At 54.0% G+C, this 21,514-nt stretch carries 16 protein-coding genes and 1 pseudogene; 4 read left to right on the top strand and 13 right to left on the bottom strand.

Annotation, left to right across the window (positions count from 1 at the left end):
- Nucleotides 1-203 precede the first annotated feature (203 nt).
- Nucleotides 204-1,007 (bottom strand): ABC transporter permease, encoded by an 804-nt coding sequence (locus tag B7G66_RS11950; protein ID WP_003619593.1) that lies wholly within the window; start codon nucleotides 1,005-1,007, stop codon nucleotides 204-206.
- A complete protein-coding gene (locus tag B7G66_RS11945; RefSeq protein WP_141312983.1) occupies nucleotides 1,004-1,609 on the bottom strand; it encodes an ABC transporter ATP-binding protein in 606 nt (201 codons plus the stop codon). Before B7G66_RS11945 ends, B7G66_RS11950 begins: the two co-directional genes overlap by 4 nt.
- A gap of 253 nt (nucleotides 1,610-1,862) precedes the next feature.
- On the opposite strand from B7G66_RS11945, the pseudogene B7G66_RS18775 reads away from it, so the two are divergent.
- A pseudogene (locus B7G66_RS18775) lies at nucleotides 1,863-2,056 on the top strand (transposase); the annotation flags it as partial.
- Nucleotides 2,057-2,428: 372 nt separating this feature from the next.
- Here B7G66_RS18775 and B7G66_RS11935 read toward each other — a convergent pair.
- The 6 genes from B7G66_RS11935 to B7G66_RS11910 form a co-directional block, all read right to left on the bottom strand.
- Nucleotides 2,429-3,712 (bottom strand): c-type cytochrome, encoded by a 1,284-nt coding sequence (locus B7G66_RS11935; RefSeq protein ID WP_237700303.1) that lies wholly within the window; start codon nucleotides 3,710-3,712, stop codon nucleotides 2,429-2,431.
- A gap of 100 nt (nucleotides 3,713-3,812) precedes the next feature.
- The gene (locus B7G66_RS11930; protein ID WP_003619587.1) at nucleotides 3,813-6,050 is read right to left on the bottom strand and encodes a xanthine dehydrogenase family protein molybdopterin-binding subunit; all 2,238 of its coding nucleotides are present in this window, start codon (nucleotides 6,048-6,050) and stop codon (nucleotides 3,813-3,815) included.
- The gene (locus B7G66_RS11925; protein WP_275401697.1) at nucleotides 6,043-6,561 is read right to left on the bottom strand and encodes a (2Fe-2S)-binding protein; all 519 of its coding nucleotides are present in this window, start codon (nucleotides 6,559-6,561) and stop codon (nucleotides 6,043-6,045) included. Before B7G66_RS11925 ends, B7G66_RS11930 begins: the two co-directional genes overlap by 8 nt.
- Nucleotides 6,562-6,713: 152 nt before the next feature.
- Nucleotides 6,714-7,832, bottom strand: a complete 1,119-nt coding sequence (locus B7G66_RS11920) for an MFS transporter (protein ID WP_141312979.1) — start codon at nucleotides 7,830-7,832, stop codon at nucleotides 6,714-6,716.
- Nucleotides 7,833-8,282: 450 nt separating this feature from the next.
- The gene (locus B7G66_RS11915) at nucleotides 8,283-9,029 is read right to left on the bottom strand and encodes an SDR family oxidoreductase (protein WP_003619578.1); all 747 of its coding nucleotides are present in this window, start codon (nucleotides 9,027-9,029) and stop codon (nucleotides 8,283-8,285) included.
- Nucleotides 9,030-9,046: 17 nt separating this feature from the next.
- The gene (locus tag B7G66_RS11910; protein ID WP_040510744.1) at nucleotides 9,047-9,829 is read right to left on the bottom strand and encodes a class I SAM-dependent methyltransferase; all 783 of its coding nucleotides are present in this window, start codon (nucleotides 9,827-9,829) and stop codon (nucleotides 9,047-9,049) included.
- Between the two features lie 410 nt (nucleotides 9,830-10,239).
- Between B7G66_RS11910 and B7G66_RS11905 the strand changes: the two genes are divergently transcribed.
- The 3 genes from B7G66_RS11905 to B7G66_RS11895 are packed head-to-tail and all read left to right on the top strand — an operon-like array spanning nucleotide 10,240 to nucleotide 16,071.
- The gene (locus B7G66_RS11905; RefSeq protein WP_003619573.1) at nucleotides 10,240-13,428 is read left to right on the top strand and encodes an efflux RND transporter permease subunit; all 3,189 of its coding nucleotides are present in this window, start codon (nucleotides 10,240-10,242) and stop codon (nucleotides 13,426-13,428) included.
- Nucleotides 13,421-14,596, top strand: a complete 1,176-nt coding sequence (locus tag B7G66_RS11900; protein WP_003619571.1) for an efflux RND transporter periplasmic adaptor subunit — start codon at nucleotides 13,421-13,423, stop codon at nucleotides 14,594-14,596. The genes B7G66_RS11905 and B7G66_RS11900 overlap by 8 nt, the downstream gene beginning before the upstream one ends.
- A 44-nt stretch (nucleotides 14,597-14,640) precedes the next feature.
- Nucleotides 14,641-16,071 carry an efflux transporter outer membrane subunit gene (locus B7G66_RS11895; protein WP_264986207.1) on the top strand — a complete coding sequence of 477 codons (1,431 nt, stop codon included), beginning with the start codon at nucleotides 14,641-14,643 and terminating at the stop codon, nucleotides 16,069-16,071.
- Between the two features lie 171 nt (nucleotides 16,072-16,242).
- Here the strand turns inward: B7G66_RS11895 and B7G66_RS17435 are convergent, their stop codons facing one another.
- The 5 genes from B7G66_RS17435 to B7G66_RS11870 all read right to left on the bottom strand — a co-directional run bounded on the left by B7G66_RS17435 (nucleotide 16,243) and on the right by B7G66_RS11870 (nucleotide 21,496).
- Complete coding sequence (locus tag B7G66_RS17435; protein WP_003619568.1) at nucleotides 16,243-16,449, bottom strand: hypothetical protein; 207 nt, start codon at nucleotides 16,447-16,449, stop codon at nucleotides 16,243-16,245.
- A 115-nt stretch (nucleotides 16,450-16,564) separates the two neighbouring features.
- Nucleotides 16,565-18,766 carry a pyrroloquinoline quinone-dependent dehydrogenase gene (locus B7G66_RS11885; protein ID WP_040510740.1) on the bottom strand — a complete coding sequence of 734 codons (2,202 nt, stop codon included), beginning with the start codon at nucleotides 18,764-18,766 and terminating at the stop codon, nucleotides 16,565-16,567.
- Nucleotides 18,766-19,146, bottom strand: a complete 381-nt coding sequence (locus B7G66_RS11880; protein WP_048859217.1) for a hypothetical protein — start codon at nucleotides 19,144-19,146, stop codon at nucleotides 18,766-18,768. Before B7G66_RS11880 ends, B7G66_RS11885 begins: the two co-directional genes overlap by 1 nt.
- A 56-nt stretch (nucleotides 19,147-19,202) precedes the next feature.
- Nucleotides 19,203-20,651, bottom strand: coding sequence for a sugar porter family MFS transporter (locus B7G66_RS11875; RefSeq protein WP_003619565.1), 1,449 nt, complete (start codon nucleotides 20,649-20,651; stop codon nucleotides 19,203-19,205).
- 74 nt (nucleotides 20,652-20,725) lie between these two features.
- The gene (locus B7G66_RS11870; protein WP_040510738.1) at nucleotides 20,726-21,496 is read right to left on the bottom strand and encodes an L-iditol 2-dehydrogenase; all 771 of its coding nucleotides are present in this window, start codon (nucleotides 21,494-21,496) and stop codon (nucleotides 20,726-20,728) included.
- Nucleotides 21,497-21,514: the final 18 nt, after the last annotated feature.

Raw genomic sequence — 21,514 nt, 5'->3', positions numbered from 1 at the left:
CATCGCAGAAATCGATCGTGAAATCGCAAATGTCGATCAGGGGCATAAACAAGTTATGCCCATCATGCAGCCTGCCAAGGAGGTACTCGTGCCTGCATGATACCACCAAAGCCCGGACGATCGATCATGCCAAGATAGCCTGCACAATCAATGATAGGACCGCATCGCGACCTGGAGCACGCAACCCGGTCTCTACTTTTTTATCAACCGGGTCGGGACAGTAGCCGTTCCAGCCGCAGTCTTCCCCGATTGTCCGTCAATCGCCAGACCGTAAGATATGCTGCGACCGTTGCGCCGATCAGGTTGCCACTGACGATCAGCGACATCAGCAGAACCTGATATCTGGATGCATCCAGAGGATTCATGCCTGCCAGTATCTGTCCTGTCATAATGCCGGGCATGGTAATGATCCCGGCGGCGGCCATCTGGTTTAGCGTGGGAAGCAGGGCGGTACGGGCCGCCTGACGAATAAGTCCATTCATTGCCTGTGCACGGGTCGCCCCGAGAATGATCCGCGCCTCAATTGCCTGGCGTTCACGTGTAATGGCAGACAGCAGCGTGTTCATCGACAGGCTGGTTGCATTCATGACATTGCCCAGCAGCAGGCCCGTCAGGGGAATTGCCGTGCGCGCCACATACCATGGATGGGGCTGAAGTGCTGTCCTCAACCCGATCAACGCCACAATGAGCGTTCCTGTCACTGTCGCTGCCCCGGCAATCCCGAAATGCCAGCCCGAACCCAACCGATCATGCTGACGCGCCCCTGCCTCATAAGTGGCAGCACAGAACATGCATGTCAGCAACCCGACCGTCAGCCACACCGAGGCGTGACCAAACACAAACAACAGCACGCTGCCAACAAGGACAAGCTGTGCCGCCATACGCACGGCGGATACCAGCAGCAGTCTATGCAGCCCCAATGACAGAAAAAATGACAGGGCGGCACCGGTAACAATAAGCGCAACAGCAACCAGAAGATCTGCTGTCGTCAGTACGATCGGGCTCATGCCAGTATCTCTTCCAGATGCCCATGCCTCATCTGAAACTGTCGGTCAGCCATACGCTCGGCCTGGCGCATATTGTGGGAAACAAGAATAATGGCCACTCCTTGTGCCCGTAACGCCTGCAGGACAGTTTCCACCTTGTCCGTCGTTGCACCATCCAACGCCGAACAGGGTTCATCCAGCAGCAGGACACGGGGATTCAGCCGTATCGCCCTGATCAGCGCCAACCGCTGACGTTCCCCCGTTGACAGGCGCGAGAGCGGCGTGCGCAAACAATCCGTCCGAAGACCAAGACGTACGACCAGATCGCGCACTTCGTCCGTATCCGCCATATGGTCCGTCACGACATCCGACCACCATGCAGGTTCCGCCGGAACATACTGCACCAGACGACGCCACCGGTCCGCAGGCATGGCTGAGCAGGCCTTCCCATCAACCTGTGCGTCCCCCTCATGCGGGTCAAGGTCGGCAATCATACGCAGCATCACCGTTTTTCCACTGCCTGACTCCCCGGTAATTGTGATGCATTCACCGGCAGCAAGCGCAAACGTGAACGGACCACCATGAGCCGACTGTAATGCCAGAACTGCCAAGGCCGATACCATCCCTGTGGCAGTATCCCCATTCGTCATCATCCATCCCCCGGAACGGCCAACACCCATCATCACATAAAAAGTCAGTCATGTTGCATTTGCTTCAGGACTGTTGCCTATATTGGCATATGCTGGATATACGCAATATTACGACCTGTTAGACCTTGAAATTCTTCCCATATTTTAGGGATGAAAAAAAGAGATAGAACAGGCACTTTTACGGATGAGACGTGGACGATCTGGGACATGGGACATGGGAGCCTGACCAGCCATTCCCGCGAAACGACGTGATGCACCGGTCGCCCGCCCCAAATGGGCCTATCGGTGTCGGCATCTCGTTGAGAACCTCTGGGCTCGCCTCAAGAAATGGCGTGCAGTCGCAACCAGATATGAAAAACAGCAACATCGTTCCTCGCGGTCATCCATATCGCTGCCGCAGCAGAATGGATCAAGCCCTAACACGCCGTAGGCTGCAAACACAGTCAATACATGCCTGCATTTCGAAATCTACCTGTTTTCTGCATGGTCTTACCATAATTCTGGTACATGCGCGCCGTGTCTCTTTTATTGCGGGGACCAGACGAACATAGAGACTATTAAAAATAGAAATATCAGAAATATTTTTCAAAACCCAAAACGAACAATACATGATTCTGGAAATTCCCCTCCCTGAAAATGGATCATACGCTGTGGCGTCCACCAAGAAATACAGACGAACATTTGACATTTTTCATGATATTAACAGGTCAGTACTTTTAATATGTACAAATTCTCTTTCCACCGCAATCGACCAGATTTTTATTCCCACTAACGCGATATCAGAATTACATATTACTGTGTTTTTAGAATAACCGGAGTGCTGCTGGCCGGGACAGTCTTGTCCCTGAGTTTTTGAATATCACTTACCAAGACGCGAGCCCCCCGGTTTCCCCATGACGAACGGATGAATGTCAGCACATCTGCAATGTCTTTGTCCGAAAGCTGCGCGCGATATGATGGCATCCGATAGGCATCTGGTATACCATTTGCCACGATACGGGCGGAACCATTCAGCGTGATGTTGATGGCCGAAGAACTATCAGACGCCAGAGACGACGCAACCCCGGCCAGCGGTGGAATCCACTGCCCCTGCCCGCGGCCATCCACGCCATGGCAAAAACGACATTGCGCCATATAGATCTGCGCACCCGGTATCCGCTGTTGTCCTGCAGGTTCCAGGGCGGCAGTCTGTGTCGGTTCATAATGCCACGAGGACGTATCACGCTGTCCATCGGTGGGCAGGGATTTGAGGTAATGTGCAACAGCACGCAGATCATCATCCGTGAAGAACTGCGTTGAATTATTAAAAACCTCTGTCATGGAGCCAAAAACAACGGCATGCGTATTCCGACCGGTCTTCAGGAAATGAAAGACATCGTCTTCACTCCACCGACCCAACCCCGTATTGGGGTCATTACGCAGACTGGGTGCAAACCACCCGTCAATCAACGCGCCGGACACAAACGTCCGACTGTGACTGTCTGCCCCCTTCTCATTGAACGCCAGCCCTCGTGGCGTATGACACGCCCCACAATGCCCGGCCCCTTCGACAAGATAGGCGCCCCGGTTCCACTGGACGTCCTTAGAGGCATCTGGCTGATAAACACCAAACCGGGCAAAAGTTACATTCCATAATGCCAGAGGCCACCGCATGTTCAGCGGCCAGGGGATCGTGCTTTTCCGGTTTTCCTGATGAACGACCGGAACACCATGCATGAAATAGGCATAAAGCGCACGGACATCGTCATCCGATATCCGGGCATAGGACGGATATGGCATGGCCGGGTAGAGGCGATGCCCGTCTTTTGCCACGCCAGAGCGAAGCGCCCTGTCAAAATCCGCCAGCGTATAGGTGCCGATACCCGTGTCACGATCAGGCGTGATGTTCGTGGCAAAGATCGCACCCATCGGCGTTACCATCTTCAGCCCCCCAGCATAGGCCGTCCCACCCGGCGCAGTATGGCAGGCCACACAATCCGCCAGACGCGCGACATAGCCCCCGCGTGCGACAAGTGCGGTCGCGCGTTCCTCCTGCGGGTCGGTCTGGTCAAAAGGCGATGCTGGCACCCGGGTCACGAACCATGACATTCCCGAAACCAGAACGGCTGACACAGGAACCACCACTGTGAAAATTTTCTTCAGGCGGTTATTCATTTTATATTCCGCAATCGAATTCTCAGCTTGAAAAATCATGGCGTGACAGTGGCATGCTACGGATACGCCGCCCCGTCAGGGTCGAAACCGCATTGGCAACAGCAGGCGGAATGGCGGGCAATGGGGGTTCACCCACCCCACCCATCGTTTCCCCACTCTCGACAATTTTCACATGCACGCGTGCCATGTGATCCAGCGTCAGGATCGGATACCCGTCATAATTACGCGCACGTGGCTCCCCATCTTCATAAACCGTCTCTTCCAGAAGAACCTGTGACAGGCCAAGCGCCACGGCCCCGTTCACCTGTGCCTCGACAATGGCGGGGTTCACAACCTGTCCGGGATCTATTGCTTCCCAGACGTCGTGTACACGAACACGACCGTTCTTGATCGACACTTCGGCAATCGCCGCTGCATGAGATCCGAACGGTGAAGCCATGGCGACACCACGTGCACGACGCGAACCATCCTCCGCCGTGAACGGGCCGCGCTTCCACCCACCGGACAGTTCCCCGACTGCCTTGAGCAGGGTGGTCAGGCGCCTGTTATCACGCAGCAGATACAGCCGCAGCCCATAAGGGTCCTGTCCTCCCCTATCGACCAGTTCATCCAGAAATGTTTCATACAGAAAGTCATTCATGGAATTCCCGACAGAGCGCCAGTAACCAAGCATTACGGGACTTTTGACATAATGCTGGGCAATACGCCTGTCCGGGATATCATATGCTTTCCCGGTCAATCCTTCGAGGGCACTCTCGTCCAGCTTGTCACCGCGCTTGTTATTCAGGCCTTCGGTGGGCCCTTCCGTCACGCTTACGGCTTCGAGAACCACGGGAATGCCGTTCTTATCCAGTCCGCCCCGAAACTGCACAGCCGCCATCGGTCGCAGCGTATCGCGCAGGAATTCTTCCTCGCGGCTCCAGATCAATTTGACGGGACGACCTGTCGCCTTTGCAAGCATAATTGCCTGGGGATAGGGACTTGCCGTGTCATAAAGAAAATGACGCCCAAAAAATCCGCCAAGCATCTGTGAGTGAACAGAAATTTTTTCCACGGACAGACCCGTGCGTCTGGCCATGTCGGCCCGGAACATATCCGGTGCCTGATTGGGTACCCAGATATCCAGTGTGCCATCCGGATTGAACCGGGCCAGCGCGGATGGCGGTTCAAGCTGTGCATGATTCACATACTGGCTGAAATATGTCGCCTCCACGACCGTATGCACATTTTGCAGCGCCGTCCTGACATTACCTCTTGTTTCCGCCTCCTGACCCGGCCCGCGTATATCGGCCAGTTCCTTCCTGAAGGCCTCCGTCGAGAAATCCGCAGGCATGACACGCATGCCCGTATCCGTTCCGGCTTCCTTCCAGTCGATCTGGGCGGCTTCGGCAGCACGCTTCGCATGCCACCAACGCTCGGCCACAACTGCGAACGCGCCCGGAAGATGATGCGTGGAATGCACCCCTTTCATCAACCGGACCTGATCCTCATTACGCACGGACTGAATATCCATGCCAAGGCGTGGCGCATGCTGCACGGCGGCATGAAGCATTCCCTCCACGCTGACATCAATCGTGTAGACAACCTTACCTGTCGATTTGTCATGAACATCCACACGCGGTACGGATGCACCGATCCAGCGAAACTGCCCTGACTTTCTGAGTGTGACACTCTCTGGCGCCGGCACAGGAAGATTCATCGCTTCGTGGGCAAGTTCACCATAGGCAATCAAACGCCCCGAGGCCGCATGAACCACCTGACCAGGCTGCGTCGTCAGTTCCCTGACCGGTACACCAAGATGCCGTGAACCGGCCTGCAGCAGCATTTGTCGCGCCAGTGCCCCAAGTCGGCGCATCGCGGAATAGCCATTGCGGATGGACATGCTGCCGCCGGTGATGCGCATGCCATTATCCATGACCACATATTCATCACCAGGCGGTGCATTTTCGACAAGGAAAGTCGCGGGATCAGCATCAAGTTCTTCGCCAACGATCTGCGCCATTGCCGTAAATGTACCCTGCCCGCCTTCGACAAAGGGACTCTGCAACCGCACCGTACTGTCAGGGCGGATTTCCAGAAATGCCGGCACATTCGTACCCCGCAGCTTCGTCCCCTCTGCCCTGGCGCGCCCTAAAGGCACGCCAATTCCCAGCACGAACGCTCCGGCCGCCACACCTGCCGAAGAGAGCATGAAGCCCCGCCGGGAGAGATTGACCGGGATTTCCTCCATCCCCATCGCATCGAACGGAGCATCAGTCACTGTCCAGCCCCTTTCCTTCCGTCGTGTCAGCCAGTTCGTGGATTGCCGCCTTGATGGCGTTATAGGTACCACAACGACAGAGATTGACCATCGCCGCCCTGATATCCTCATCCGTGGGATGCGCAGTCCGCATGAGTAGCGATGTCGCCGCCATCACCTGCCCGGACTGGCAATAGCCGCATTGCGGTACCTGATGCCTGACCCATGCAGCAACAACCCGTTTGCCGATCCTGTCCTGTTCGATTGCTTCGATGGTTGTAATTTCTGCCGCCCCCACTTCGCCGACCGGCATGACACAGGATCGGACTGCATTGCCATTGACAAGCACCGTGCAGGCACCACACTGCGCAAGGCCACATCCGTATTTGGTGCCCGTCATCTGCAGGTCATCACGCAGCACCCACAACAAAGGGGTATCCGGCTCAACATCAATGTGGTGCCGCGCACCATTAATCGTCAGTTCCATCAACGCCCCGTCGCCAAGTAAGAATGTCCAGCTTGCTGTTTGCATGACCAATGGGACCAGTACACGCCCCGATCCTGATGGGAGACATTGATCGGAAATATCCAGTCAATACAGAAATATTTCTGCACTCCCTATAAAAACCTAACCTTTTCTGCCCCGGTGGCAGATATGCCTGCATCCGCCTTACATCGTCATGGTCAGGCATGCCCTGTCTTCATCGTTGCAAACGCCAGTAGTGCCGCAATCACAAGCACAAGCGCACTGGCGGCAAATGTGGCCTGATAACCGATCCCATCAAAGAGGAGGCCCCCACAGGTCGCCCCCAGCGTGATGGCAAGCTGGACGACGGCAACCATAAGCCCACCTCCGGCTTCTGCATCCTGCGGAAGCGTACGGGCCAGCCACGTCCACCATCCCACAGGCGCTGATGTCGCAAACAGGCCCCATGCAGTCAGTATCATGGCAGAAACGACAACCCATTTCCCCAGCACAATGAGGCCGACGGCCATGATGGCCATCAGGAGCGGAATGACGATCAGAACCGGATAGATACTTTTTTTCAATGCCCCCCCGATCAGCACAGTACCAACAAAGCCGGAAACCCCCATCAACAGCAGGATCAGCGACAGGGTGGACACATCAACATGGGCAACTGTTTCAAGAAATGGCCTGACATATGTAAAAAGTGTGAACTGTCCCATGAAAAAGAGACTGACCGCGACCATTCCCATTCTGACGATCGGTCGCGTCAACAGAGCAAAAACGCTTGCAGAGTGTCGATGACGTTCACTTGGCATGGACGGAAGGCTGAGAACCTGCCAGGCGAAAACAATGACAGCCACAGGCACCACACAGAAAAATGCACCGCGCCATCCAATAAGACTACCCAGAAAACTTCCGGCGGGCGCCGCAATAACCGTCGCAAGGGCATTTCCACCATTCAGGATCGCAAGCGCACGTGGCACATGATGATCTTCGACAAGGCGCATGGCCGTAGCAGCCGACATCGACCAGAAACCGCCGATCACGACACCAATCATCGCCCGCCCGAACATGAAGATGATATAGTTCGGTGCGAGGGACACAACTGTCCCGGAAACAATCATCATACCAATGAGGGCCAGTAACAGCGTCTTGCGATTCACACCCTTGGCAAGCGATGCAATACACAGACTTGTCAGGACCGCAAATGCGCCGGATACCGAAATGGCCTGTCCCGCCTGCCCTTCACTGATATGAAGATCCGCTGCAATCGGGGTCAGAAGGCTGACTGGCATGAATTCGGATGCAACGAGCGCAAAGGCCCCCAGAGACATGGCAAGCACGGCGCCCCAAGACCCTGCCTGACTATCGGCATTCTGGATCATTTCAGGAGCTGTTTGAGAGATAGTGTCCATTCTGCCTCAATATTACGATCATTTACACCCATGGACCTCCCTCATAATCATGCAAGAGATCAACAAGGCACCAGCCATCAGACACATTATTGCCATGTGCCAGCCTATCTCATGCATTGTGGCAGGTGAGGTGTGATAGAAGACATAAGGAATGAATGGCATATAGACTAGCCCCAATAAAACGAGTACTATCATGAATTATATTCATGAATGCTCTGGGGCTGGTATTATGCTGTGCCGACAGATATCAGGACATGTGCCGGCACTCAGGCAGAAGCTGCCGATAATTTCTTCATGGTCTCATGCAAATGGGCCGCAATGTCCAAGTATACGGCGCATCCACAATAAATTTATATAATCTGCCCCATCTTAAATCTGTTGCCTGGTAGGGCGGAAAAGAATTTCGTTGATATCGACATCTTCCGGCTGATTGATGGCGAATGCCACGCATCTTGCAAACGAGTCAGCACCAATAGCAATATTCGGCACAAACTTCTGGAGCTGTTCGGCAGTTGCTTCATCATGGATGCCATTAAGCAGTTCAGACTGAACCGCCCCCGGTGAAATGACCGTCGTGCGCATGTTATACGGCTTCACTTCTCCCCGCAGCCCTTCCGAAAGAGCACGGACAGCAAATTTTGTGGCCGAATACACAGCACTGTTTTCAAGAACGCGATGGCCTGCGACAGACGATACGTTGATGATATGGCCGCTCTTCTGTGCTTTCATATGGGGCAGAGCTGCCGCAATGCCATACAGGACGCCTTTGATATTGACATCAATCATCAAGTCCCACTCATCAACGCGCAGTTTTTCGAGTGGCGACAAAGGCATAACCCCTGCATTATTCAGAAGCACGTCAATGCGGCCATAAGTTTTGACGGCCGTATCAACAAGTTTCTGGACCGAGGCACGGTCCGTCACGTCCGTTTCAATCGCCAGAGCCTTGCCACCTTTGGCAAGGATACTGTCGGCAAGTGTTTTGATACGGTCTTCGCGCCGCGCACCAAGTACAACAGTGCCCCCCAACCCCGCCAGGTGCCGTGCGGCTTCCGCCCCCAGACCGCTGCTTGCCCCCGTAATGACAACGATCTTGTCCGTAACATTGTTATTCATGATCATTCTCCGTATTTTTAACGGTCGATTTTCTGGAATTTGAGGACGAAATTATCCCCCTCCCCGATCGCGGCATATTTGGCACGATCCGTGTCCCCAAGGGCAAAGGTCGGCGGTAGTGTCCACACGCCTTTTGGCCAGTTGGCCGTATCACGCGGATTGGCATTGATTTCCGACGTACCAACCAGCTTGAACCCTGCTTTTTCAATCAACGAGATCGCATAAGACTGGCGCACATACCCATCACCCGCATGCGGATCCTGCACGGCATCCGTATGGCCGCGATGGTCTTCAACGCCGAATATTCCCCCCGACCTGAGGACCCGGTGGATTGCCGCGAGCATCTGTGGCGCGTTCCCGGCTTCCATCCAGTTATGAAGGTTACGGAATGTCAAAACAAGATCAGCACTGTCAGGCAAGGCGAAATCAGGATGTTCGCCATCAAACCGTGTGGTCCTGAACGTCTGCGCAAGTTGCGGATGTGCGGCCAGCATCTTGCTGAAGGCTGAACCGGCCCCATCTTCGGGACCAAACGCCAGAGTATAGCTCCCCCGATCGTGCAAATAGGGGCCAAGGATCTGCGTCCAGTATCCTCCTCCCGGCCAAATTTCCACAACGCGGGCATCAGGGCGCAGACCAAAAAAATGCAATTCCTCCACAGGATGCCGGATTGGATCGCGCGCGATAAACTTGGCATCCCGGGTGGAAGAATGAACAGCCTGTTCCAGCGTCGGCGCCGCCAATGCCTGCCCAGTCATGGTCATGGCAACCGCGCATACGAGAGGATAAACTGCTTTCATGATTTTTCTATATCCGTTCCTATGCCAGAATCCCTGATATTTCCCTATATAGGGTTTCATCACAAGCGCGATTAGCCCCCTGTAGACGCATACGCCCTTCGATTGTGCTCATGAATGCGACAGTCAGGCCGTCTCATGATGCATTCCCTCGACAAATATCAGAGAGGCGCATCAATGACGCAATACTTCATTTTATCCAGACAGAATTTTCAAGGCTCCATATCCTGTGGATGATTAATGAATGAAATTCATAATCATATTCAAAATATAGCGGCTAGTCGCAAGAAGATGGGATAAATTACTATGACCATTCATGCATCAATACCGATGCCATCTGACATCGCGCAACATGGCAATCAATTTTCCACAGTTATCCCCCACCAGATGCGAAAAGAGGAAATTGCCAATTCATGGGCATTGTTGGTCTTGCGCTCCGAAAGCCATATACTTTTATCGTTGGGGGAGTGCTGATCCTTCTGCTTGGCATTTCGGCCATCTTCAGGACACCAACCGATATTTTCCCGAATATCGACATCCCGGTCGTTACTGTCGTCTGGTATTATGACGGCCTGTCAGCACCAGAAACCGAAAAGCGCATCAGTACCTATACGGAATTTTCCCATAGCTTTTTTGTCAATAACCTACGGACAATCGAAAGCCAGACAACACCAGGCCTGGTACTTCAAAAGCTGTATTTCCAACCTGGCGTGGATATTGGCGTGGCACTCGGCCAGACAGTGGCCGCGACACAGTCGATCCGCGCCCAGCTTCCCCCCGGTGTGCAACCCCCGATTATCATGCAGTACAGCGCATCAAGTGTTGCGGTCCTTCAGCTTTCCCTGTCTTCCGACAAACTCAGCGAAAGTGAACTTTACGACTATGGCGTGTATCGCCTGCGCCAGCAGATGGCCCCGGTTCCAGGCACGCTGTTGCCTCCCCCACACGGCGGCAAGATCCGCCAGATCATGGTCGATATCGACCCGACCAAGCTGCAGGCCCTAAAGATCAGTCCACTGGATGTGTCCAACGCCATCAATGCCCAGAACCTGACGCTGCCCGGTGGAACGGTAAAATTCGGGCCATCGCAATATAACATCCAGATGAACGGCATCCCCTATTTTTCTGCACAGTTGAATAATATTCCCCTGCGCAAAGATCCCGTGACAGGCGCCATCATCCGTATCCGCGATGTTGCACAGGTTCGTGATGGCTGGGAAGTACAGCACAACATTGTCCGCCGTGAAGGTCAGCGTTCTGTCCTGTTACGAATCATGAAGGCCGGGAATGCCTCCACACTTGCCGTCGTCAACGCCATGCGTAACACCGTGCTGCCGATTTCCCGGGCTGCCGCACCGCCTGGCATGAAGATTGACGAACTGTTTGACCAATCCCTGTTCGTCAAGGCAGCGATCAAGGGGGTTGCGTCAGAAGCCATCATCGCCGGGCTGCTGACTGCTGCCATGATCCTTGCGTTCCTGTCGAGCTGGCGTTCGACATTGATCGTCGCCGTGTCTATTCCGCTTGCCATTCTTTCTTCGATTGCCATCCTGTCTGCAACCGGTGAAACCCTGAATCTGATGACGCTGGGCGGTCTGGCACTGGCTGTGGGTATCCTTGTTGATGACGCAACGGTCACGATCGAGAACATCCATCGCCTGCATCATGATGGCGCCGAACTGCGCAGGGCCGTACTGGATGGTGCCGCGGGTATTGCACTGCCAACTCTTGTGTCAACGCTGGCAATTTCATGCGTATTTGTGTCCGTCGAGTTCCTGACAGGACCATCAAGGTTCCTGTTTACACCCATGGCACTGGCCGTAGTGTATGCCATGCTGGCCTCCTACGCCATCAGCCGGACACTTGTGCCGATTTTTGCAGCCCTTCTCCTGCGCTCCGAAGAACAGGCCAGAAAACGCCGCAAGGAAACAGGCAAGCCACCTACGGTGTTCGAACGTTTCGGTGCGAAATTCGATGCCCGGTTCGAACGTCTTCGCACGCGTTATGAAAATGCGCTCTCCGCCCTTCTGCAAAGCACATGGAAAGCCCCGGCGCTGGGGGGGATCTTCATCTTGGGGGCCGTGCTGCTTGCAGCACAGGTTGGGCAGGACTTCTTTCCGAGTATAGATGCAGGCGAATTCAAGCTTCATGTCCGCGCACCTGCCGGGACCCGGATCGAAACGACAGAACGAATTTTCGATCAGGTCGAAGATACAATCCGGGAAATCGTTCCCACAAATGAACGCGAACTGGTGCTTGATGATATTGGCATTCCCTTTCGCTATTCCATGCCATTTGACGATGGCTCCACAATTGGCCCGAATGACGGACAGATTATGGTGGCATTAACGGAAAACCATCACCCCACCGCGCAATATATCAGCCGCCTGCGCACTGTGCTGGCCAAGCGGTTCCCTGATGTCGTGTTTTACTTCCAACCCGCCGACATGGTGACACAGATCCTCAATTTCGGCCTGACTTCCCAGATTGACGTCCGGATTACGGGATATGATCAGGCGAATAACCGTGTTGTCATGGACAAAATCATGGCGGAGATGCGTCATGTGCGTGGTCTGGTGGATGTACATCTGCACCAGCAACTCGCAGCGCCGGCCCTGAATGTATCGATCGACCGTGAACGCGCGCAGGACCTCAATCTGGTACTGAACGATGTCGCACGTAGCGTGATGGTCTTACAGGCTTCTTCCAATACCGTCACACCGAACTTCTGGCCTGACCCGCAGATGGGAACACTGTATCCGGTCGCTGTGCAGACACCGCAATATCAGGTCAATACCGTTGATGACCTGGGCAAGCTGGTCGTGGCCGGAAACGCATCCCAGGCCACGTCTGTCCCCACCCTGTTAAGGAATGTCGCCACCATTGAACGCACGGTGGCCCCTGACGTAATTTCACACAGCAACATCCAACCCGTTCTGGACATTGATGCCAGCGCCGAAAATCGTGACCTCGGGAGCATTGCACACGATATCGGTCGGATTGTAATGCGGCATAGATCTGAGCTGAAGCCTGGTAATAATATTGAGATTGCAGGACAGATCGACAGCATGAACACGTCGTTCACGCGTCTCGAAATCGGCCTGCTGGTGGCGGCCATCGCGGTCTACCTGCTCATGGTCGTCAATTTCCAGTCCTTTATGGACCCGCTGGTGGTCATACTCGGCCTGCCGGGAGCCATGTGCGGCATCGTACTCATGCTTTTCGTGACAGGAACCACTTTCTCTGTCCCCTCCCTTATGGGCGCGATCATGAGCGTTGGTGTCGCGAGCGCGAACTCCATCCTTCTCGTCACCTTTGCAAAGGAGCGCCGCGCGCACGGACTGAATGCCATGCAAGCCGCAATGGAGGCCGGTCGGGAACGTCTGCGGCCAATCCTGATGACGTCCCTGGCGATGGTAATCGGAATGTTGCCGATGTCGCTCGGACTTGGGGACGGCGGCGAACAGAACGCACCGCTGGGTCGTGCCGTGATCGGTGGGCTGATGATCGGAACCTGCACGACCCTCTTTATCGTCCCCTGGCTCTACAGCCGCCTGCGCCGGAACGAGACCCGCATACTTGAGGAATATGAGAATGTCTGACCCCGTTCCCCCACGCGCCAGTCGTAAGCGCAGGCCGCTGTCCGCCAGCCTCCTCGCCGGGACGGGGATTATCGTCGCGATCGGATACGGGGTCTACCTGCATGTCGAACGCGCGGCCATAGCACGCAGCATTGCCGCCGAACGCAGCCAGCAGATCCCTGATGTCCGGACCATGATCGCACGTGTATCGACCAGCGCCGTGCCACTCGATCTGCCAGGGGAAACGGTGGGCCTAGAAACCTCGGCGATCAACGCCCGCGCGTCAGGCTATATCGAAACACGATTGGTGGATATCGGTACGCCGGTGCATACCGGACAGGTTCTCGCGATCATTCGTGCCCCCGAACTTGACCATCGCGTCGAACAGGCACAGGCCACGTTGGCACAGGCACGCGCCAATCTGGACCTGGCGGGCGTTACGGCGCGGCGCTCAGGCGGGTTGGTCGGCGGCGGGGCGGTCAGCAAACAGAATTTCGATGTGGACCGCCTGACCCAACGGGCACGCCAGGCCGAACAGGCAGCGGCCAATGCCGTTCTTGCCGAAACGGCACAACGCCAGTCCTACACGACAGTAAGAGCCCCTTATGACGGGGTTGTCACCATCAGGAATATCGAAGCGGGCGACCTGGTCAGCGCCGACGCTACGCAGGTGCGACCACTCTTTGTGGTGACACGCACCGACCGTCTTCGCGTACGTGTCCATGTGCCCCAAGATGCCGCCCTGACGCTCAAGGTAGGCGAACCAGCCTCCATCGTGGTACCGGAACGGCCGGGACAGACCTTCCGTGGAACAGTGACGCGCACGGGTCATGCCCTGGAACAGGGCAGCCGGATGCTGCCTGTGGAGATCGAGATCGACAATCACGATGGTCGCCTGACAGCAGGGCTTTACGCAACAATCCATTTTGATTTCCCGCGCGCAACGCCCGTTATCATGATTCCTTCAGAAGCCCTGAACTATGAGGCTGACGGGCTTTCGGTCGAAACGGTCGGCACTGATAACAAGGTGACGATCCACAAGGTCAAGGTCGGGCGGGATTTCGGTGACAGGCTGGAAATCCTCGACGGCCTTCCCGAGGGAAGCCAGCTTGTGGTCCATCCTCCTTCCGCCCTGCATGACGGCAGCACTGTTGCACCACAACTTGACAAAAACCTGAAGGTGATCTGATCGTGCGGTCCTCGCTCTTTCTTCACGGGATTGCGCTGTCAGCTATGCTCGGCGGCTGCACCATGATCCCACATTATCACAGACCGGCCGCACCGGTTTCGACAACCTGGCCATCTGACGGCAAAAGCACTCCGCCACTCAAGAATGATACGGCGCTTATGCAGGACTGGCGGGAGTTTTACCGTGACCCGGTCATGCAGAACCTGATCGCCACGGCCCTGCAAAATAACAGGGACCTACATATTGCCCAACAGCAGACACGGGCCGCCAGTTCACAATTCGACATCGAAAATGCCGCCCTCTTCCCGACCCTGAACGGCACGGCAGGCGCCAATATCCAGAAAATGAATTCTCATATCTGGAGCCTTTCCCGCACGAATGAACCTATTTATATGCGGCAATATGCAGTTGGTTTTGGCGTTTCCGCTTATGAGGTCGATTTATGGGGACGTATCCGCAGCGCATCCCGTGCAGCATTCGACCGCTATATGGCCAGCGCACTTACTCAGCAGGCCATGCGCCTGAGCATTATTTCCAGTGTGGCGACGGCCATGCTGAACTGGATTGCCAATAATCAGGCAGTTACGGTCACACAGAATGTGCTGGAAAACAGGCGCCATACCTATGACCTTGTCAAACAGACGGCCACTGTCGGCACCGGCACGCAACTTGACGTAGCTGAAGCCGAAGCCGCCCTGCATGATGCTGAAACAGATCTACAGATCTATACACGCCAACGTGCGGAAACCCTCGATCAGTTGACGCTGCTGGTGGGTACCCCCCTGTCCGACGCCACCATCCAGTCAATGAACGCCAAAACATCACTTGATCGCGTCACGGCATTCCCAAATATCCCGGCTGGCCTGCCGTCCGATATGATTGCCCGACGCCCGGATATCGCGGCGTCAGAAGGCGAGTTACGGGCCGCCAATGACGATATCGGTGCAGCCCGGGCCGAATTTTTCCCAAAAATCCAGATCACGGCCGCCAATGGAACGGCAAGCAACAATATTACCCGCCTCTTTCAAAGCGGCATGGGAGCCTGGAACGTCGCCCCACAGATCACCCTGCCCCTCTTTGACGCGGGTCGGCTGACAGCCCAGCTCAAGCAGGCGCATGCGCGTAAACGAGAAGAGATGGCGCGCTATGAACGGACGATCCAGGCCGCATTCCGGGAAGTCGCCGATGCACTGGTCGGGCGGGAAACCTATGTCGGACAGATGACGGCCCAACAGGCGTCAGTTTCTGCCACCCAACGACAATATACCCTCGCCCTGCAGAGATTCCGGGCTGGCTATGACCCCTATCTTGCGACACTTGTCGCCCAAAGGGCGTGGTATACTGCCGAACTCGCAGCCATTACAACGCAGCTTCAGGCACTATCGAACAGTGTAACCCTCTACAAGGCGCTTGGCGGTGGCTGGGGTAAGGAAATTGCGGCCCGCAAGGCTCCTCTTGCTGAGCATATCCTTTGAATATGTACCTCCTCCCTCATCCCCCCCAGAACTATGGCACGCAGCTATATGCAGGACATATATGATTGAAGCCGATAGCCGGTTCGGGGATAGCCCGCCCTGATTGTCACGATCAGATGCCGCGACCTGCACCGCAGCACCAATATCGCACTGTCCATGACGTTCCTCAGGTCACGACGTGAAGCCGCGCGCCCGACATCTGCAATCACAAGCAATCTCTATGCTACCCAAGGCGCTTTCGAAAAACGGAACGATATAAAGTTCCTGGGGTTTGACGGCATGTTGATGGGCATCTTCGCCAAACCCACGCGAATGCGCCTGTTCCCCGGCGACAAAAAGCAGGTGCCACTTCTGACAGATAGCATTGAACAGAACCATCAATCATTATTCCTTGCACCGCACATTCGATGACAAAGACATCAACTGATGGTTCTTCAATACTTATATCTGAAAAATCTGATTTATTGCACAATCAGATATACGACGACAGTATTCAGTGAGGCAGTGCATAAACAACCAGATCATCACTTACTGGTGTCTGCATGAAATGATGTCCTCCCGCCATGATGGCGACATACTGATTGCCATTATATTCATACGTCATAGGCGTTGCTTGTCCACCGCCAGGCAGTACATCATTCCATATCTCTTTCCCGGTTTTCAGATTATAAGCATGGATCAGGTTATCTGTTGTCGAAGCCACAAAGATAAGCCCCCCCGCTGTAATGATCGGTCCACCATTTAGGGGGACACCAATCGTAAGCGGTAAATGCGTTGCCAATCCCCATGGACCATTTGCACGGGCTGAACCAAAAGGTACCTGCCACAATACCTTACGGCTATGCATATCCACGGCAGTCAACATGCCATACGGTGGGGCATTGCACATCATCCCGGTATATTTATTCAAAAATGGTGAAACCGAGATGCCAACGGGTGTATCTGCCTGTGGTCCGTTCCCTTCCGACGCAGATGGATCAGGTCGGTAATTTGGATTATCAACTGCCATCAAGCCCAGCTCATTGGCTTTCTTACGTGTAATAACCTGATCATACATGGGAGTATTATTCCAATTCCCGACCAGAATGCCTGTTGTCGAGTCATAGGCGATACTCCCCCAGTCACTGCCGCCATCATAACCAGGATATTCTATATACGGCTTATGAATTTGTGGCGGTGTAAATTCACCTTCATAATGCGCCTGCCGAAATTTAAGGCGACAGTAAAGCTGGTCGATCGGTGACATGCCCCACATGTCAGTTTCTTTAAGATCACGTGTTACTTCAAACGCAGGGACATCGGGCGAATAAGGTTGGGTTGGGGAACGCTCGTCCCCCGGTACATCCGTATCGGTCGGTACAGGACGTTCCACAACTCGTGAAAGAGGCTTACCTGTACGTCGGTCAACAATGAAATTCTGGCCACGCTTGCCCGGAATAAAGATGGCAGGAACCGTATGATCACCTTGTGGCAGGTCAATCATAATTGGTTGGGAACCAATATCATAATCCCACACATCCTTATGAACTGTCTGGAATACCCAGCGTGGCGTGCCTGTTTTCACATCCAAAGCTACAATCGACGTGGAAACTGCATTTTCTTCAGGGGAACGCATGGCACTGTAATAATCAGCAGCAGCACTGCCCATCGGAATATAGACCTGCCCCAGTTCATTGTCACCCGTCATGATAGACCATGAATTCGGAGTTCCACGACTATAATACTGACCTTCTAAAGGTTCGCCATGATTATTTGGTTTTTTGACGTCCCATGCCCATAGGAACCGACCTGTTTCCGCATCATATCCCCTAATGACACCCGACGGCGCCCAGCGACGCTGACCATCGAGAACTTCGTGATTGGCAATAATGGCTCCGTTCACAATGGGAGGTGGAGATGTGACCGACACATATCCAGGCACGGAATACCCCATACCCTTCATCAGATTAACCTGCCCGTGATATCCAAATCCATCACACAGCTTGCCGCTATCCGCATCGACTTCAATCAACCTCATATCCAACGTACCCTCAAGGATACGGTTATGGCACGGTTGGCCCTGCGGGATTGTGGATGATGTATAGTACACCACCCCCTTGCATGCTGCAGTATAAGGAATACTCTCGTATTTCACACCCGCCTGATAACGCCACAGTTCCTTACCCGTCGCAGGGTCCAGTTTCATCATGTCGTTCATGGCCGAACACATGTACAAACCATCCCCCACCTTGATGGGCGTTGTCTCCGCCGCCCATTTATTCTGCTGTCCAGGACGAGGAAGACTGCCGGTATGATAGACAAATGCCTTCTGGAGTCTGGTGACGTTTTCAGTCGTGATCTGTTTTAGTGGAGAGTATTTCTGTCCGGTCGCGTCATGACCATATGCTACCCAGTCACCCTGTTCAACATGATCGACAGCCTGTGACACTGCCGGTGTAGGTTCGGACGGTGCGGCAGGAGGGCCATCCGGAATATTGGCCGCATTAATGCCAGGAGGCTGCGGCGTATCTGGTGACGGGGACTGAAAACGGCTATCGGATGTCTGGCCTGGGGAATTGGAAATCGCATTACCCGGTTCAGGCGGAACAACATTCGTCGCTTCCTGTGCCTGTATTTCTCCTACACCAGCTAGTGAATAAATTGTACAAAATCCAACAAGGAACGTACCAGATAGAAAATAAGGATGCACCTTCATCAGACTTTCCTTGTTACGACTGTTTTTTCTCCATCACGTCGATGGAAAACCGGGATGGTCAAAGCGACTGCAATTGCAAGCAGTGAGGGACCAAATACACGGGGCAATAACGCCCAGACATCAGTACCCACTTCCCAGAATGCCCAAGGCCACGTCAACGCTACGGCCATCAGATATAGCCAGCCCCCCTTAACAGATCCTGCCAGCATGAGCCCACCACTTACGATAATGGCAGCCCCCGCAAGGGCATAGTAAGCTGACCCTCCCAATACGAGAAGCTGAACCCCCATGATAAACAAAGGCAACCCCAGCAAAACCAATAAAATGGCTAAAGCACAGACTGCCCAATCCGTATATGTTTTTGGCTTATTTATTTTCACGACTCTCCCCTCTTCAATAATTATTTTATTTAATTATTAATTATACATATGAACTCCTATGTAATTTGTTTTATATTGAATTCTTTTGAGAATTTTTTATTCCTGAGAGCATTTTCGATATCTTCAAGTGATGCCCCGGCGGTTTCAGGAACAAAAAAGAAAACGAATATAAAAGACAGCAAATTGATACTGGCGTAGATCCACATCGTTACGCCGAGACCAACCGCATTTACCACGGAAAGAGCAGTCCCAGTTACGACCAGATTACTGCCCCACAATGTCGCCGCATGAAGTGCTGTTGCTGGCCCTCGCATTTCAAGAGGAAACAGCTCTGCCCCCAGAAGCCAGCCACAAATCTGGATCCCCCCTGAATTAAACATCATGAAAAGAAGCAGGCATAGGATTGTCATAATCCCACCCAGCCCCCCATGCGTATCCAACGCAAACATGATACCCAACCCAATCAAACTCAGGACTGAGCCAGGAATCATGACAAGCATCAGTCGTCGCCGCCCGATCCGGTCAATCAGCAGACACCCCGCCAATGTCACCAGCGCATATACAAGCGCCACGCCCACACTGGAGAGAAGAGCGGCATTCCGGCCAAATCCCGCATTCAGCAGAAACGTCGGGGAGTAGTAGATCATCATTTCCAGGCCGCCACACTGGGTAAAAAATGCCACACCCAATGCAGCAACAAGAGCAGGCCGTACCCATGGCTGGGTAATGCCACGCCACCCCATGGCGTCAGATTTTACCGTGCGTTCGATATCATCAATCTGGGTCAGTTCATGACGAATCTCACCATGACTGGACCGGACTTTCTGCAATGTCTGGGCCGCTTCGAATAAACCTTGTTTTTCGGCAATCCAGCGCGGACTGTAAGGCATGAACAACATAACCGTGAAAACAATCCCGGCCGGAATGGCGGCAACCATAACCATGCTGCGCCATGTCCACACTTCATGCAGCCCAAAACCGATAATATTCGCGAAAACGATCCCGGCACCAATCGCAACATTGAAGACGGTAACAAGTGTGCCCCGCCGGTCATGTGGGGCCAACTCGGAAATATACATAGGCACGACCTGCGTCGATGCTCCGACCGCCATGCCCAATACGATCCGTGTGATAATCAGCACATCAACCGTCGGGGCAAGACCACAAGCCACAGCCCCCACCGCAAAGAGGGCGGCGACAGCAAGAATCGTATGTTTTCTGCCAAACCGTTCGGATGACCAGCTTGACAGTAAGGCACCGATGACAGCACCAGCCAAAATGGCGGCAGCCACGATCTCCTGCATCTGATGATCAAGATGGAATTCCGATGTCATCGATAAAAGCGCACCGGAAATAATCCCAGTATCATAACCATAAAGGCCACCACAGATGGCCGCTGCAATGGATGCAGCGGCCAGAACGATACCGGCATTCGGGCTTGGTTGTGTTGCCTTTACAGCCAGATCAATGCGTGCATTACGGTCATTTGGACAAGTATCCTGCACGTTAAAACCTCCAGATCGTGCCGTGATTTTTATTTCTTGGTTATCTTCACGGCGACGGATTACGATGCAGTCAGTCAGCTCATCCAGTTGCCACCATCTACGTTAAATGTTTGGGCAACGATGTAATCAGAATCTGATGAGGCAAGAAAAACCGCAACGCCGCGAAAATCATCTGGGCGTCCCATTCGTCCCGCCGGCACGGCCAGACCTACCTGACGCTTCTTTTCACCCAATGGCAGGTTTTCATATTTTGCAAATCCGGCATCGACCTCGTCCCACATGGGCGTATCGACCACCCCTGGTGCAATACCATTAACGTTGATGCCATGGCTGATCAGGGCCAGACCGGCAGACTGGGTCAAGCTGATAACGGCTGCTTTGCTGGCACAATATGTTCCAACCAGCGGTTCCCCCCGACGCCCTGCCTGCGATGCCATATTGATGATTTTTCCTCCCTGGCCCTGTACAATCATCTGTGCCGCAACAGCCTGGATTGAGAAAAGCGTACCTTTGACATTTACGTTGAACTGCTTATCGAAACTTTGTTCCGTAATCTCAAGGATCGGTAAAAGTTCAAAGACAGCGGCGTTATTAATCAGGATATCCACACGGCCGAAAACCCGGATGGTCTCTGCCACCATCGCCTCCACAGAGGCTTTATCGCTGACATTGACCTTCACTGCGTGCGCGGCATCGCCAAGTTCACTGGCGAGGGCATTGGCTTTTTCCAGCGCAAGATCCGCAATCATGACCCGCGCGCCCTCACTCGCAAGGGCACGCACCATAGCGGCACCAATCCCTTGTGCCCCACCAGTAACAATCGCAACTTTTGATTTTAGTTTCATTTTTTTATCCGTGTTGCA

It is taken from the genome of Novacetimonas hansenii JCM 7643, from assembly GCF_000964405.1.
GTDB lineage: Bacteria > Pseudomonadota > Alphaproteobacteria > Acetobacterales > Acetobacteraceae > Novacetimonas > Novacetimonas hansenii.
Note: the sequence above shows the minus strand (reverse complement) of the source record. Positions and strands in the feature narration are given on the sequence as shown.